The following is a 14682-nucleotide window of genomic DNA, read 5'->3' on the forward strand; positions in this document are numbered from 1 at the left end:
CTGCACCATGAGCACAGACAGCACCAGAGAAGGCCCTGAGGGCAACCCGAACAGAAAGCTCGCCGAGGCGATCCTCCCCCTGGTGGGCGGCGCCGCGAACGTCACCTCCGTCAGCCACTGCATGACCCGGATGCGGCTCGGCCTGGCCGACCGCTCCCTCGTCCAGGACGAGCCCCTCAAGGCCCTGCCGGGCGTGATGGGCGTGGTGGAGGACGACACGTACCAGATCGTGCTCGGCCCGGGGAAAGTCGCCCGGATCACACCGGAGTTCGAAGCACTGGTCCAGGCCGCACCCGAGCAGGCCGCAGCAGGGGACGACTCCGGCAGCGCCGGCACCGCCGCCAAGACCGCCGACGACCTGGCAGCCGAGGGCGCGGCGATCCGCGCGGCCCGCAAGGAGAAGAACGCGACGCCGGTGAAGCTGCTGCTGCGCCGTATCGCCAACATCTTCGTCCCGCTGATCCCCGCGCTGATCGGCTGCGGCATCGTCGCGGGCATCAACGGCCTGTTCACCAACGCGGGCTGGCTCCCGGCGCTCACCCCGGCGCTGACGGCGATCGCGAACGGTTTCATGTCGCTGATCGCGGTCTTCGTCGGGCTGAACACCGCACGGGAGTTCGGCGGGACGCCGGTGCTGGGCGGTGCCGCCGCGGCCGTCATCGTGTTCCCCGGGGTCGCCGATGTCTCCGCGTTCGGCCAGAAACTGGCCCCGGGGCAGGGCGGTGTGCTGGGTGCGCTGCTGGCGGCGCTGCTGGCGGTGTACGTGGAGAAGGCGTGCCGCCGCTTCGTGCCGTCCGCCGTCGACGTCCTGGTCACGCCCACGGTGACGGTGCTGGTCGCGGGGCTCGTCACGCTGTTCGGGCTGATGTACGTGTGCGGCGAGATCGCCACCGGCATCGGACACCTCGCCGACTGGCTGCTCCAGCACGGCGGCGCCGCGGCCGGGTTCGTCCTGGGCGGGCTGTTCCTGCCGCTGGTGATGCTGGGGCTGCACCAGGCGCTGATCCCCATCCATACGACCCTGATCGAGCAGAGCGGCTATACGGTGCTGCTGCCCATCCTCGCGATGGCGGGCGCGGGCCAGGTCGGCGCGGCCGTCGCCATCTATCTGCGGCTGCGCCGGAACACCTCCGTCCGCAAGACCATCCGTTCCGCGCTGCCCGCGGGCTTCCTCGGCGTGGGCGAGCCGCTGATCTACGGCGTCTCGCTGCCGCTGGGCCGCCCCTTCATCACCGCGTGCGTGGGCGGTGCCTTCGGCGGCGGCGTCGTGGGCCTCTTCTACCAGCTGGGCACCTCTGTCGGCTCCACCGCCATCGGCCCCTCCGGCTGGGCGCTCTTCCCGCTCCTCAAGGGCAACCACGGCCTCGGCGCCATCGCCGCCATCTACGCCCTCGGCCTGGCCGCGGGCTATCTGGTCGGCTTCGTGGCCACGTACTTCTTCGGCTTCAGCAAGCAGATGCTGAACGAACTGAACGCCCCGACGGAAGGTGCGACCCCCGCGCCCGAGGGCCCCTCACCCGAGCCCCCGCCGTCGGGGAGCCCCGACCCCAGCCCCGCCCCGGCCCCCGCGGGCGGCTCCGGCTCACTCGTCTGACGGGAACCCCTACGGGAACCCATGCCGAAGGCCCCGGCCACGCCGGGGCCTTCGCCGTGCGGCCAGGCTGTGGGACGCCGGGCCTGTGGGACGCCGAGTCGTGTGGGACGCCGAGCCGTGTGGGACGCCGGGCCGCTTCCCGCCTCAGCTCACGGGCGCAGCGGGGGCGTTGGCCTCCTCCTTCTCTCCCGGCACCCGGTGCTCGGCCGCCACCCCGGCCCGCTCTTCGGCAGCCCCCTCCGGCACGTGGTGGCGGCTCCGCCGCGACCGGCGCAGGTCCGGCAGCAGGGTGAGGACGCCCAGCGCTGCCATTCCCACGCCGATCCACACCGGGGAGACCAGGCCGAAGTGGGGGATGGCGAGGCCGCCGAGGGCTGAGCCGATGATGATGCCGAGGGTGATGAAGGACGAGTGGACGGTGTTGACCAGCGGGCCGGTGTTGCCCGTGCGCTGGACGCGGGCGGCCATGGCGGGGTTCATGGTGACGCCGACCAGGCCGATGGCCAGCATGAAGACGACGGCGCCGACGGGAGCTTCGGCCAGCAGTGCGAAGGCGGCGAGGAAGACGCCGAGGCTGATCAGCCCGGTCAGCAGGACCGGGATGGTGTACCGGTCGGCGAGCCGGCCGACGACCATGTTGCCGATCAGGTTGGCGGCGCCGTAAGCGATGAGCAGCAGCGGCACGCTGCCGGTCGAGAAGCCGGAGATCTCGGTCAGGATCGGGTTGAAGTAGCTGAACGCCGAGAACGTCGCGCCGATCACCAGCGTGCTGGTGGACAGCACCAGCCACAGCTTCGGGTTGCGGAAGACGCCCAGCTCCCGGCGGAGACCACCGCCCGCGCCGCTGTCACCGCTCTGCTGACGGTCCACCCGCGGCGCCCACACCAGCGTGGCCACGGCGGCGAGGACCGTCATGACGGTGACGGCCCAGAACGCGCTGCGCCAGCCGTACCGTTCGCCGATGAAGGTGGAGATCGGCAGTCCGAGCAGCGTGCCGAGCATCAGCCCGTTGAGCGCCACGCCCACGGCGCGTCCGGCCTGTTCGGGCCGTACGAGCCGCACGCTGAGCGAGATCGCCGCGCCCAGGAACGCGGCGGAGGCGGTGCCGGTGACGACCCGTGCGACGAGCATCACCGCATAGTTCGAGGCGACGGCGGCCAGCACGTTTCCGGCCAGGAAGATCCCGAACAACAGCATCAGCGCCTGCTTGGGCCGCAGCCGGAGCACCCCGGCGGCGAGGAACGGCCCGCCGACGGTCATCGCGGCGGCGAACGCGGTGACGAGGTAGCCGACCTGCGAAACGGTGACATCCAGCCCGTCCCCGATCTGCGGCATCAGCCCCGCGACGAGGAACTCGCTGGTGACCATGGAGAAAATCCCCGCGGCCATGAGATAGACGGTCAGTGGCATCCGTGACTCCCCGAGCACAGTTACAGCTATGGACAGTGGTTATGGACCAGCAGTTGTGGACCAGCAGTCGTGGACAGCGGTTATGGATAGATCAGTACAGAACTTGCTCAGCAGAGGGCACGGGAGCAGGGATGCCCGCCCCCGCGGCCCTCAGCACTTCTCGGCGGCGGTCACCCCTTGAGGGCGTCCACCGCCGTGGTCGCGATGCCCTCCAGCGTCGGGCGGTCGGCGCCGCCCTGCGCGGAGACCCGCATTCCGCCGATGACGGCGTTCACGAAACGGGCGAGCGCCTCGGGGTCGCGGTCGGCCGCGATCTCACCGGCCCGCTGCCCCGCCTCGATGACCGTACGCAGCGCGTCGAGCCGCACCCGCAGATCGCGGGCCAGCACCCGGTCGGCCTCCGGGTCCCGTGCTGCCAGCTCCACCGTGGTGTTGACGGACAGGCAGCCGATGCTCCGCCCGGCACGCCGCTCCTCGAATTCCTGGTCGACAATGCGCTGGAACAGCGCTCTGATCCGCTCCAGTGGAGGCCGCTCGGCGTCCTCCAGGATCTCCAGCTGACGCGCGGTCATGGTGTCGACGTAACGCACCAACGCCCGCTGGAACAGGTCATGTTTGCTGCTGAAGGTGTTGTAGATGCTGCTGCGCCCCAGACCGGTCGCCTCGCACAGATCCTGGGTCGAGGTGGCTTCGTACCCCTTCTCCCAAAACGCCCGCATCGCCGCGTCCAGGGCCCGCTCCTCGTCGAACAGTCTCGGCCGGGCCATGTGCAGCACAGTAACAGTTATGAACTGAACGTTCCAATAGCTTCCGCGGCCCTCCCCGTACGCCGGATCCGGTCCCGCGCCATGGTCCGGTACCGCACCATGTGCGGATGAGCGAGAACGCGCGACAGGCGGCCGGGGCCCACGCCGCCTCCGTGGTCGAGCTGGCCCAGAAGCTGATCTGGTGCCCCAGCCGGGCCGGGATCGACGACTACGGACCCCTCCTCGCCGTACTGGAGGACTGGCTGTCCGGCCACGATCTGCCGCATCGCCGGCTGTACGACGCGACGGAGGAGCCGGTGGGGCTGCTCGTGGAGCTGTCCGGAGGCCGGCCGGGCCCATGGTGGACGCTGGACGCCTGTGTGGACACCGCCCCATACGGCGACGAGACCGCCTGGTCCTTCCCGCCGGCCTGCGGCGACATCACCGACGGCCGGCTGCTGGGACGCGGCGCGGCGGACTCGAAGCTGGCGGCGGCGATGTTCTGCCACATCGCCGCCGAGCTGAAGCCCCACGCCGATGCCCTGCACGGCGGGCTGGCCGTACTGCTGGACGTCGACGAGCACACCGGCCGCTTCGGCGGCGCCCGCGCCTACCTCGCCGACCCCGCCGCGGCCCGCCCCGCCGGAGTGCTGATCGGCTACCCGGGCCTGGACGAGGTGGTGGTCGGGGGACGCGGACTGTGGCGGGCCACCCTCGCCGTGCACGCCGCCTCCGGCCACTCCGGTTCACGGCGGACGGTGGTCGGGGCGATCTCCCGCGCCGCCCACCTGGTACGCCTGCTCGACGCGGCCGAACTGCCCGCCACGGACAGCGACTCCGGCTTCCCGCTGCCGCCGAAGCTGACGGTGACCGCCCTGCACGGCGGCCAGGGCTTCTCCATAACCCCCGATCGGTGCGAACTGAACGTCGACATCCGCACCACCCCCGGCTTCGAAGCCCACGCTGCGGAAGCCCTCGTCCGCGAGGCCGTCGCCCGGCTCGACGCGGAACTGCCCGGCCCCCGCCCTACGGACGTCGTCCCCGTCGCCGCGTGGCCGCCCTTCCGGCTCACCGAGGACGAGCAGCCTGCCCGCGCACTGCTGCACGCCGCCGCCGACGCCGGGCTCACCGTACGGGCGAAAATCGCGGGGCCGTCGAACATCGGCAACTTCCTGGCGGGCGAGGGCATCCCGGCGACCGCCGGTTTCGGCGTGCCGTACGAGGGGCTGCACGGCTTCGACGAACGTGCCGACCTCGCCGAGCTGCCCCGGGTCCACGCCGTCTACCGGCAGGCCGTGCTCAACCTCCTGCGGGCGGACCGGCGGAGGTGACCCGAGCCCGGGGCGCGCTCAGCGCCTGCACCTCCGCGTAGGACGGGACACTGCCGTTGCCCACCGGCTGTTGGCCGTCCCGTACGGCTCGGGCCGCCGCCACGGCCGCGCCCAGCGCCGTGCGGTACAGCAACGAGCCGAGGCTGACCCGGCGTACGCCCAGCACGGCCAGCTCGGCCAGGCCGGGCCCTGTGGGGGTGTGCAGGATGTTCACCGGCACGTCGAGCCGGGCGGTCAGCACACCGATGATGGCAGGGTCGGCCAGCCCTGGCACGAACACTCCGTTCGCACCCGCCCGTTGATACGCCGCGAGACGGGCCTCCGTCTCGTCCTGCCGACAGCCCAGCCAGTACGTATCCGTACGCGCATTGACGAACAGCTCCGGCACGGCCGCCTTCACCGCCGCGATCTTCGCCATGTGCAGCTCGACGGGCGCCAGCGTGCCGTCGCCGCGGCCGTCCTCGATGTTGATACCGGCGGCACCCGCGGCCCACAGCTGTCGAGCCACCTCCGCCACCCGCGCCGGATCGTCGCTGAAGCCTCCCTCGGCGTCGACGCTGAACAGGAAGCCCACACCGCCGAGTTGCCGCGCCAGCGCCAGCGTGGCTTCCGCGGTGGCGGCGGAACCGTCCGGCAAGCCTGCCGCCGCCGCGACCCCCAGACTGGTGGTGCCGACCGCCTCGAAACCGTCGGCCACCAGCGCAGCCGCCGACGCGTAGTCCCAGGCATTGGGCAGCAACAGCGGCGCGTCCCTGTCATGCAGCCGCGCGAAGGAAGTGCGCGGCCCAGGCGCCGGGACGCCCGCCGGTCCCTCGGCCGCGGGTGGCGGCTCCGGTGGGTGGGGGTCGGCCGGCGCCGCCCGCAGGTCCTCGCTTCGGTCCAGTTCGTGCACGGTTCGCGACATGCAGCCAACGCTAGGCCCGGGACGCTTCGGCCTCGGCCGAAGCGTCCCGGAGCCCGTCAGCTCAGGAAGCGTCCCTGAGCCCCTCAGCTCAGTCGGTCGCCCGTACCACCGGCTCCTGGAGCTCCGTCACCCAGTTGTCCGGACCGCCCTCGCAGGAGAGCAGCAGTTCCCTGGGGTAGCCGGCGGAGCGGTAGCCGTTGGCCTCGATCCAGGCCGCCAAGGTCTGGAGCGCCGGCATGACGTCGTCCATCGAGCCGTGGTGGACGAGGGTTGCGGCCGTCTCCACCTCCGGGAGGTCCACCACCTGGAAGTCCTCCGCACCGGCCGCGTCGACGTCCGGCGCCACCTGCACCGCGGCGTGCACCAGAACGCTGTCCTCGCCGCCCGGCCCCTGCTCGTAGTACGCCAGCCCGAACCCCGCCGGCTCGACTCCCGCCCGCTCCAGGCGCGGGAACAGCTCCCCGTACAGCGGCTTGATCACCGGGCCGATCGACTCCGGCCCGGCCTGGTCGGCCACCCCCGACAGCTCGGCCACCCGCACCTTGGGCAACCGCTTGATCACCACATCTTCGGACCCCATGTGTCCTTCCCTCTCGATCAACCGAAGACGCGCCCCCACCTGCGCGAGCCGAGCGGCGTCGGCCTCCAGCGCCGCCCGCAGCTCGGCCTGCCGCAGTCGCAGCATGCCCCGCAGCTCCGCTGCGCTGATCCGCTCGTCGAGGATCTCCCGCACCTGCTCCAGCGTGAAGCCGAGATCTTTCAGCGCGATGATCCGGTTCAGCCGGGACAGCTGTGCTGCCGCGTAGTAGCGGTAACCGGTGTACGGGTCCGTACGGGCGGGCCGCAGCAGACCGACCGCGTCGTAATGACGCAGCATCCGCACCGACACCCTGCCGTGGGTCGCGAAGTCTCCGATGGTGAACATGACTCCCCCACTCCACGGCCTCACACAGTGTGAGGGTCAACCCCCGCCCGCCGCATGCCGGTTCACCCCATGTTCGGGTCTCCCTTGATCAAGGCGAACGGCGCACCCGCCGGGTCCCGGAGCATGGCGAGCCGGCCCACACCGGGCGCGTCCGTCGGCGGGATCAGCACCTTCGCCCCGGCACCCGTGGCCCGGGTGCACGTGGCGTCACAGTCCTCCGTGGCGAAGTACGGGTGCCACTCCGAGGTCGACCCGGCGCTCAGATTCTCCTGCGGCAACTGCATGATGCCGCCGTGCCCGGTGTCCTCCTCCGTACCGCCACCGGGCGCCGAGGCGACCGTGTAGACCAGGTCGTCGCCCATCGACATGTCCTCGTAGGTCCACGCGAACACCGCTCTGTAGAAGTCCTTCGCCCTCGCCGCGTCGGTCGTGTACAGCTCCGTCCAGCACAGCGTCTCCGGCTCCATCACCACGTCCAGGCCGCCCGTGTCCCTCGGCTGCCACACGGCGAAGTCGGCGCCGGTCGGATCGGTGAACTGCGCCAGGCGGCCCGCCGTGAACACATCCATCGGCTCGACCCGTACGGTGCCGCCCGCGCCCTCCACCTGGGCGCGCGTGGTGTCCGCGTCCCCCGTGTGGAAGTACGTCGTCCACGCGGGGCTCGCCCCCTCGTCCATCAGTGGTCCGATCGCGGCGACGGTCCTGCCGCCGCGCTGGAAGAACCCGTACCCCCCGGCTTCCGGGCCCGCCGACTGGTACTGCCAGTCGAAGACGCTGGTGTAGAAGGCGACTGCGGCGTCGACATCGGGCGCGCCGAGATCGAGCCAGTTCGGGGTGCCGGGAACGAAGTTGGTCGTCAGCATGCGGATCCTCCGGCAGACGGGGCTGTGTGCTGCGTGCTGGGTGTTGGTGCTTTGCGCGCACCTGCTGGGTTGCGTTGCCTGCTACCTGCTACCTGCTACCTGCTACCTGCTACCTGCTACCTGCTACCTGCTACCTGCTAGCAGAGTGTGCGTCCGGCGCTGCGAGACGTGGCGTTGTTTCGCAGCTGCCCGCCGCCTCAGGATGGCAGCAGTTCGGCCGGCTCGCCGCTCGGAAGCCCGCCCCCTGCCGTCAGGCCCGCCCCCGCACGGCCGCCGGGAGCCCGGTCACAGCTCGCCGCGACGCAGCAGCACCCGTCCCAGGCTCGCCTGCGTCACCGTGAGCCCGCGCACCACCGGCACCGCCGTGGCCAGCAGGAACACCCCGATCGCGGTGTTGAAGGCGATGTCGGGGCCACGCCCTGTCACCCCGAAGGCCAGGTCCATCAGACCGTCGTGCCCGTCGCGGGGTAGCGACCACGACCACAGCCCGTAGGTCAGTTCGCCGAGCCCGCCGACCAGCCACACCAGCGTGAGGGAGAAGGTCACCACCCGCACGGGGAAGGCCAGCACCGCGTGCGCCAGCTCCCGCCACGCCTGCGGATCCCGCACCGCCTTCCACCGCCCACCGCCGCTGTCGCTCAGCGCTTCAGCTGCTGCCTCCCGCTGCGGGCGGGACGGGAGCGGGCGGCCCGTGACGGCCGCGATGTGGTCGGCCTCCAGGCGAGCCAGATACCGGGCCACGGACAGCGTTCCTGCCAGCACCGGCAGGCCGATGACCAGGACGAGCGTCGAGACGCCCAGCGCGAACCCCGTCACCATCAAGGTGAACGCGGCGATGCCCACCGGCAGTCCGGAAAGCAGGTAGCCCACCTCCCGGCCGAAGCGCCCCCGGCGACGGCTGTCGGAGGCCATCGGGCCGGAAACCGTAAGGGAGTGCGGGGCCGGCTGCACGTGCGTTGTCGTCGTTGTCATGTGTCCACTGTCGCCGGGCCACGAGCCCGATCCCATACCGCTGGAACCCGCATCCGAGGTGTACCTAGCACTACCCCGGGCCCGGCCCCTGGGAGGGATGAAGCGGTACGGCGGAGCAGCGGGGCCCGGGAACAGCGAAGGAGCGGGTGGGAGGTGTGTGCCTCCCACCCGCTCCTGTTCGCATGCGCGGGGGTGTGTGGTGTCGCGGTGCCTTTAGTAGGCGGAGTCGACGTTGTCCATGGAGCCGTAGCGGTCGGCGGCGTAGTTGCAGGCCGCGACGATGTTGGCCACCGGGTCGGTCAGCTCATCCGGGGTGCCCTCGACGTGGTAGGCGTCGAAGGTCGGCTGGATCACCTGGAGCAGGCCCTTGGAGGGCGTGCCCTTCTTGGCGTTGATGTCCCAGTCGTTGACCGCGTTGGGGTCACCGGCCGACTCACGGATGATGTTCCGCTTGATGCCCTCATACGAGCCGGGGATGTCGTGCTTGGCCATGATCGCGCGGGCCTCACGGATCCAGCCGTCCAGATTGTCCGCGTACTTCTGGCCACCGGCCTCGTCCTCGGCCTTGGCGGCCTGAGCCTTCTGAGCGTGCGCGGCCTGCGCGCTGACGTGCTGCGCGGTGGAGGCGGCGCTCTCGATGGCGGCGGGCTTGGCCGTCGGCTTGGCCGGGGCCTCGGCGTGGGCGGTGCCGGCCAGCGTGGTGGCGGCGATACCGGCGGTGCCGAGGACGGTCAGGGCGGTGGTGGTCAGGCGGCGGGTGGGCTTGAGGGTACGCAGGGCGTTACGCATGCGAGCGGAGAGCCTTTCGTGGGGGGACGTTCCGGCCACGCGCCCCCGGGGGCTGTGCCCCGGTCTCGTCGCGACCTGGCACCCACCCTGGAAACCGGCTCCCCGGCCCCGCAAATATGTGACGTACGATCCAGAATCGTCGCAAACCCCCGACGGGCCCGATCACTCCCCGCCCCGCTCAGGGTCAGGGCAATTTGGACATACGAAGCCGCCTCGTATGTGATCTGGACCCTATGGGCGCCCTCACAATCCACTCCCCTCCATCTCACCCAGGGTGATGGCGTTCTTCGCCCGGGTGAGGGACTCCTCGGAGGCACCCTGGCCCGGGTTCTCGGTGGCGAGGGCCTGGTTGAGGGTGACGTAGGGCCGCATGCGCTCCTCGTAGCGGGGCAGCGCTGTGGCGGGGTCGGCGGAGGTGCCCAGCTCCTCGGCGAGGACGTACGCACCCACCAGGGCCAGGCTGGTGCCCTGACCGGACAGCGGCGAAGGGCAGTAGCCCGCGTCGCCGACCAGCGCGACCCGGCCCCGCGTCCAGCTGTCCATATGGACCTGCGCCATGGCGGCGAAGTAGAAGTCGGGCGCGCTCCGCATGGCCACCAGCAGCTTGGGGGTGTCACCGCCGAGGGACGCCATGTTCTCGGCGAGAAGCTTCTTCTGCTGCTCGATGTCGCGGTGGTCGTAGTCGAGCGACTGCGACATAAAACCCAGCGTGGCCCGGAGCTGGGTGTTGTCGCGTACCGGATAGAGGCAGTAGCTCGCGCTCTCGCTCTGCACCCACAGTTGCCAGTTGTCGAGGCCCAGGAAGTTGTCCGTGCTGAAGACGCCCAGGTGGGAGCCGAGGTGGCGGAGGTGGTCGGAATCGGGGCCGAAAGCCAGCCGGCGCACTGCGGAGTGCAGCCCGTCGGCTCCCACCACGTAGTCGAACGTGCGACGGGCGCCGCTCGCGAGGGTGACATGGACGCCGTCGTCCCCCTGGTCGAGCGCCGAGATCGAGTCACCGAACAGGAACTCGGCCTCCCGCCCCGCCCGGACCCGGCGGTGCAGCAGCTCCGTCAGATCCTCCCGCAGCAGTTCGATGTCGTCGCTGTCCAGGCGGCCGCTGCTGTACGTCATCTCGGTGGAGCGCCACAGTTCGTTGCCTTCGCCGTCGTGCATCGACATGCCGCGCATCCGGGTCCTGGCCTGGCGTGCTTCGTCGAGGAGGTCCATCCGGTCGAGGACGTCGAGGGCGACGCCGCGTACGTCGATGGCCTGCCCGCCGGGCCGTACGGCAGGGGCCCGCTCCACGACGGTCGGCACGCAGCCCCGTCGGCGGAGCCAGTGGGCGAGAGCGAGCCCGGCAACGCTCGCGCCGGAGATGAGGACGGTCTGCATGGGGTCTCCCTTGTTCCGGCGCGTTCGCGCCTCGTACTCACACCTCGTACGTCGTACGCGGCGCCGAGCCGTGCCCTGTGCACGTACGACTGAATGTACGGCGTACACAGACCGCCGCCAACTGGCCTTTTCTCGCACCTGATCTAGTACAGAAGTAACCACCGCGCCCCTTCGCGCTGCTAGCCTCTGTGCTAGTACAGACACCAGGAGGGAACTGCTGTGGCGCACTTCACACCGCCGTACGCGCGCATCGCGGCCGAGCTGCGGCGGCGTATCGCCGACGGCGAGCTCGCCCCCGGTGACCGGGTGCCCTCCACGCGGCAGCTCGCCCGTGAGTGGAACGTCGCGCTGGCGACCGCGACCAGGGCGCTGACCACCCTGCGCCAGGACGGATTGGTCGAGGCCCGGCCGCGCGTGGGCACCGTGGTCGCGCACCGACGCCGCCGTACGACATCTGCCGCGGGCCCGCCCGCCGACCGGGAGTTGACCCGGGAGCGCGTCGTCCGCGTCGCCATCGGGATCGCCGACGCCGAGGGGCTGGCCGCGCTGTCCATGCGGAGCGTCGCGGCGCGGCTGGGCGCGGCGACGATGGCGGCCTACCGCTATGTGCACAGCAAGGACGAACTGGTGCTGCTGATGGCGGACACCGTCCTGGGCGAACTGCGACTCCCACCGGCTGACGCACCTGACGCCCCCGCAGACTGGCGGGCCCGGCTGGAACTTGGCGCCCGCTCCCTGTGGCAACTGCACCGAGCACACCCCTGGCTGGCCCAGATCGGTCCGCTCACCCGTCCACTGCTGCTGCCCAATCTGCTGACGTACTCGGAGTGGATGCTCCGCGCACTGGACGACCGCGGCGTCCCGCCGACAACCGCGCTCAACCTCAACGTGCTGCTCTACAGCCATATCCAGGGCCTGGCCATCCAGTGGGAGCGTGAGTCCGCGGCCGAGAGCAGCACCGGTCTCACGGAGGACGCCTGGATGGCACAGCAGCAGGAGACTCTCGCGGCGCTCACCGCCTCCGGTGCCTACCCGACCTTCACCCGTCTGGTCGAGGCACTCGGCGAGGACGGCTATGACCTCCGCCTGGACGAACTGTTCGAGATGGGCCTCGCCTCCGTACTCGACAGCGTGGCGCGCGCAGCATGACCTCCGCCGCGCTGACGGACAACGCACGCTCGCGGCGGTGTCCCAGAAACCGGGCTGCCTCCCAGAAACTGAGCTACCGGCCGGACGGCCCGATGACCGAAGCTGTCCTGGGACCCCCGACGGAAGGACCCCGCCATGACCGCACACGGCCACGGCAAAGGCCAAAGCCACACGATCACCATCGAGGAAGGCACCGAGCGCGTGCGAGTGGTCACGCGTGACGGCCGCGTGCTGGCGGACAGCCGCCGGCCCGTACTGCTGAGCGAGACCGGCTATCCGGTGCGGTACTACCTGCCACCCGAAGACGTACGCACCGACCTGCTCACGCTCTCCGACACCCGTACCCGCTGCCCCTTCAAGGGCACCGCGAGCTACTGGTCGCTGGCCGACGGGACGGCCCAGGACATCGCCTGGTCCTATCCCGAGCCCTTCGATCAAGTGTCCGAGATCAAGGGGCACTTCTGCTTCGCGGACGTCGAGGTCGGCTGAAGCACCCACCGTCCACGGGAACGGCGAAGGGCGGGCACCCCGCAGGGGTACCCGCCCTCGTGCTGCCTCAGCAGGCGGCGGAGCCGTGCGAACGGCTCGGACTCATCAGAAGTCCATGCCGCCCATGCCACCGCCGGCAGCCGCGTCGGCGCCCGCGGCGGCCTTCTCCGGCTTGTCGGCGATGACGGCCTCGGTGGTGAGGAAGAGCGCCGCGATGGAGGCGGCGTTCTGCAGCGCGGAGCGCGTCACCTTGGCCGGGTCGAGGATGCCCTCGGCGATCATGTCGACGTACTCGCCGGTGGCCGCGTTCAGGCCGTGGCCCGGTGTCAGGTTGCGCACCTTCTCCACGATGACGCCGCCCTCGAGACCGGCGTTGACCGCGATCTGCTTGAGCGGGGCCTCCAGGGCCAGCTTGACGGCGGCGGCACCGGTGGCCTCGTCGCCCTCCAGCTCCAGCTTCTCGAAGACCGAGGAGGCCTGCAGCAGGGCCACGCCACCGCCGGCGACGATGCCCTCCTCGACGGCCGCCTTCGCGTTGCGGACGGCGTCCTCGATGCGGTGCTTGCGCTCCTTGAGCTCGACCTCGGTGGCGGCACCGGCCTTGATGACGGCCACGCCGCCGGCCAGCTTCGCCAGCCGCTCCTGGAGCTTCTCGCGGTCGTAGTCCGAGTCGCTGTTCTCGATCTCGGCGCGGATCTGGTTGACCCGGCCCGCGACCTGCTCGCTGTCGCCCGCACCGTCGACGATGGTGGTCTCGTCCTTGGTGATCTGGACCTTGCGCGCCCGGCCCAGCAGGTCGAGGGTGGCGTTCTCCAGCTTGAGGCCGACCTCCTCGGAGATGACCTGGCCGCCGGTGAGGATGGCGATGTCGCCGAGCATGGCCTTACGGCGGTCACCGAAGCCCGGAGCCTTGACGGCGACGGACTTGAAGGTGCCACGGATCTTGTTGACGACCAGCGTGGACAGCGCCTCGCCCTCGACGTCCTCCGCGATGATCAGCAGCGGCTTGCCCGACTGCATGACCTTCTCCAGCAGCGGAAGGAGGTCCTTCACGTTGCTGATCTTGGAGTTGACGATGAGGATGTACGGGTCCTCGAGCTCCGCCTCCATACGCTCCATGTCGGTGGCGAAGTAGGCGGAGATGTAGCCCTTGTCGAAGCGCATGCCCTCGGTGAGCTCGAGCTCGAGCCCGAAGGTCTGCGACTCCTCGACGGTGATGACGCCTTCCTTGCCGACCTTGTCCATGGCCTCGGCGATCAGCTCGCCGATCTGGGTGTCGGCAGCGGAGATGGAGGCGGTCGAAGCGATCTGCTCCTTGGTCTCCACGTCCTTCGCCTGCTCCAGCAGAGCGGCGGAGACGGCCTCGGTGGCCTGCTCGATACCGCGCTTGAGCGCCATCGGGTTGGCACCCGCGGCAACGTTGCGCAGACCCTCGCGTACGAGAGCCTGGGCCAGCACGGTGGCGGTCGTCGTGCCGTCACCGGCGACGTCGTCCGTCTTCTTGGCGACCTCCTTGACCAGCTCGGCGCCGATCTTCTCGTAGGAGTCCTCGAGCTCGATCTCCTTGGCGATGGAGACACCGTCGTTGGTGATCGTGGGGGCGCCCCACTTCTTCTCCAGAACGACGTTGCGGCCCTTCGGGCCGAGCGTGACCTTGACGGCGTCGGCAAGCTGGTTCATGCCACGCTCAAGACCGCGCCGCGCCTCCTCGTCAAAGGCGATGATCTTGGCCATGTGGGTTGGTCCTCCCTGGATTCCCCCATGCGCCGAGCGCAAGGGGAGGGTTGGATTTCTCCGGACCGCGTGGCGCCCGCGACGGACGGCCTGCGACCCGGCGGTTCCTTCCCCACCCGGCCCACGGCCTCACCGACCCGGTCCTTCTTTGTCACTCTCACTCGCAGAGTGCTAACCCAATGATTAGCACTCGGGCATAGAGAGTGCAAGCTATGCCGAAGGCGTCTGGTTGAGGGGTGGTGGTCGGTGGGGGCACCTCCCGGCCGGAGGCTGGGGGAGGGTGGGCGCAAGCTATGCCGAGGGCTCTCCGGGGAGGGGCTGCCCCTGTCGGATGGTCGCGGGCTGCGGGTGGGTCGTGGTCGCTCACGCACGCAGTTCCCCGCACCCCTCGGGGCATCAAGA

Annotated in this window: 13 protein-coding genes; 4 read left to right on the forward strand and 9 right to left on the reverse strand. The window is 70.6% G+C overall.

What is annotated here, in order from left to right; translation table 11 throughout:
• Window positions 1–7 precede the first annotated feature (7 nt).
• A complete protein-coding gene (locus ACQEU8_RS34325) occupies window positions 8–1594 on the forward strand; it encodes a PTS transporter subunit EIIC (protein WP_433108132.1) in 1587 nt (528 codons plus the stop codon).
• A 144-nt stretch (window positions 1595–1738) separates the two neighbouring features.
• Here the strand turns inward: ACQEU8_RS34325 and ACQEU8_RS34330 are convergent, their stop codons facing one another.
• A complete protein-coding gene (locus ACQEU8_RS34330; protein ID WP_433108134.1) occupies window positions 1739–3004 on the reverse strand; it encodes an MFS transporter in 1266 nt (421 codons plus the stop codon).
• Window positions 3005–3174: 170 nt separating this feature from the next.
• A complete protein-coding gene (locus ACQEU8_RS34335; protein WP_433108136.1) occupies window positions 3175–3771 on the reverse strand; it encodes a TetR/AcrR family transcriptional regulator in 597 nt (198 codons plus the stop codon).
• A 107-nt stretch (window positions 3772–3878) separates the two neighbouring features.
• Between ACQEU8_RS34335 and ACQEU8_RS34340 the strand changes: the two genes are divergently transcribed.
• Entirely contained in the window at window positions 3879–5081 is a 1203-nt protein-coding gene (locus ACQEU8_RS34340) for a M20 family metallopeptidase (RefSeq protein ID WP_433108138.1), read from the forward strand.
• Here ACQEU8_RS34340 and ACQEU8_RS34345 read toward each other — a convergent pair.
• The 6 genes from ACQEU8_RS34345 to ACQEU8_RS34370 form a co-directional block, all read right to left on the reverse strand.
• Window positions 5050–5985, reverse strand: a complete 936-nt coding sequence (locus ACQEU8_RS34345; RefSeq protein ID WP_433108140.1) for an isocitrate lyase/PEP mutase family protein — start codon at window positions 5983–5985, stop codon at window positions 5050–5052. The genes ACQEU8_RS34340 and ACQEU8_RS34345 overlap by 32 nt on opposite strands.
• An 88-nt stretch (window positions 5986–6073) precedes the next feature.
• Window positions 6074–6910 (reverse strand): MerR family transcriptional regulator, encoded by an 837-nt coding sequence (locus ACQEU8_RS34350; protein ID WP_433108142.1) that lies wholly within the window; start codon window positions 6908–6910, stop codon window positions 6074–6076.
• A 62-nt stretch (window positions 6911–6972) separates the two neighbouring features.
• Complete coding sequence (locus ACQEU8_RS34355) at window positions 6973–7773, reverse strand: VOC family protein (protein ID WP_433108144.1); 801 nt, start codon at window positions 7771–7773, stop codon at window positions 6973–6975.
• A 285-nt stretch (window positions 7774–8058) separates the two neighbouring features.
• A complete protein-coding gene (locus tag ACQEU8_RS34360) occupies window positions 8059–8745 on the reverse strand; it encodes a sensor domain-containing protein (protein WP_433108146.1) in 687 nt (228 codons plus the stop codon).
• Window positions 8746–8958: 213 nt separating this feature from the next.
• A complete protein-coding gene (locus ACQEU8_RS34365) occupies window positions 8959–9534 on the reverse strand; it encodes a transglycosylase SLT domain-containing protein (RefSeq protein ID WP_433108148.1) in 576 nt (191 codons plus the stop codon).
• A gap of 243 nt (window positions 9535–9777) precedes the next feature.
• Window positions 9778–10908, reverse strand: a complete 1131-nt coding sequence (locus ACQEU8_RS34370; RefSeq protein ID WP_433108150.1) for an FAD-dependent monooxygenase — start codon at window positions 10906–10908, stop codon at window positions 9778–9780.
• A 219-nt stretch (window positions 10909–11127) separates the two neighbouring features.
• Here ACQEU8_RS34370 and ACQEU8_RS34375 point away from each other — a divergent pair, with 219 nt between their 5' ends.
• Both ACQEU8_RS34375 and ACQEU8_RS34380 read left to right on the forward strand, forming a co-directional pair.
• Window positions 11128–12057, forward strand: coding sequence for a GntR family transcriptional regulator (locus ACQEU8_RS34375; protein WP_433108152.1), 930 nt, complete (start codon window positions 11128–11130; stop codon window positions 12055–12057).
• Between the two features lie 135 nt (window positions 12058–12192).
• Window positions 12193–12546 carry a DUF427 domain-containing protein gene (locus ACQEU8_RS34380; protein WP_433108154.1) on the forward strand — a complete coding sequence of 118 codons (354 nt, stop codon included), beginning with the start codon at window positions 12193–12195 and terminating at the stop codon, window positions 12544–12546.
• Between the two features lie 105 nt (window positions 12547–12651).
• On the opposite strand, the gene groL is transcribed toward ACQEU8_RS34380, so the two are convergent.
• Window positions 12652–14280, reverse strand: coding sequence for a chaperonin GroEL (groL, locus tag ACQEU8_RS34385; protein ID WP_433108156.1), 1629 nt, complete (start codon window positions 14278–14280; stop codon window positions 12652–12654).
• Window positions 14281–14682 lie beyond the last annotated feature (402 nt).

The sequence above is a fragment of the Streptomyces sp. CA-250714 genome, from assembly GCF_050936705.1.
In the GTDB taxonomy this organism is placed as follows: domain Bacteria; phylum Actinomycetota; class Actinomycetes; order Streptomycetales; family Streptomycetaceae; genus Streptomyces.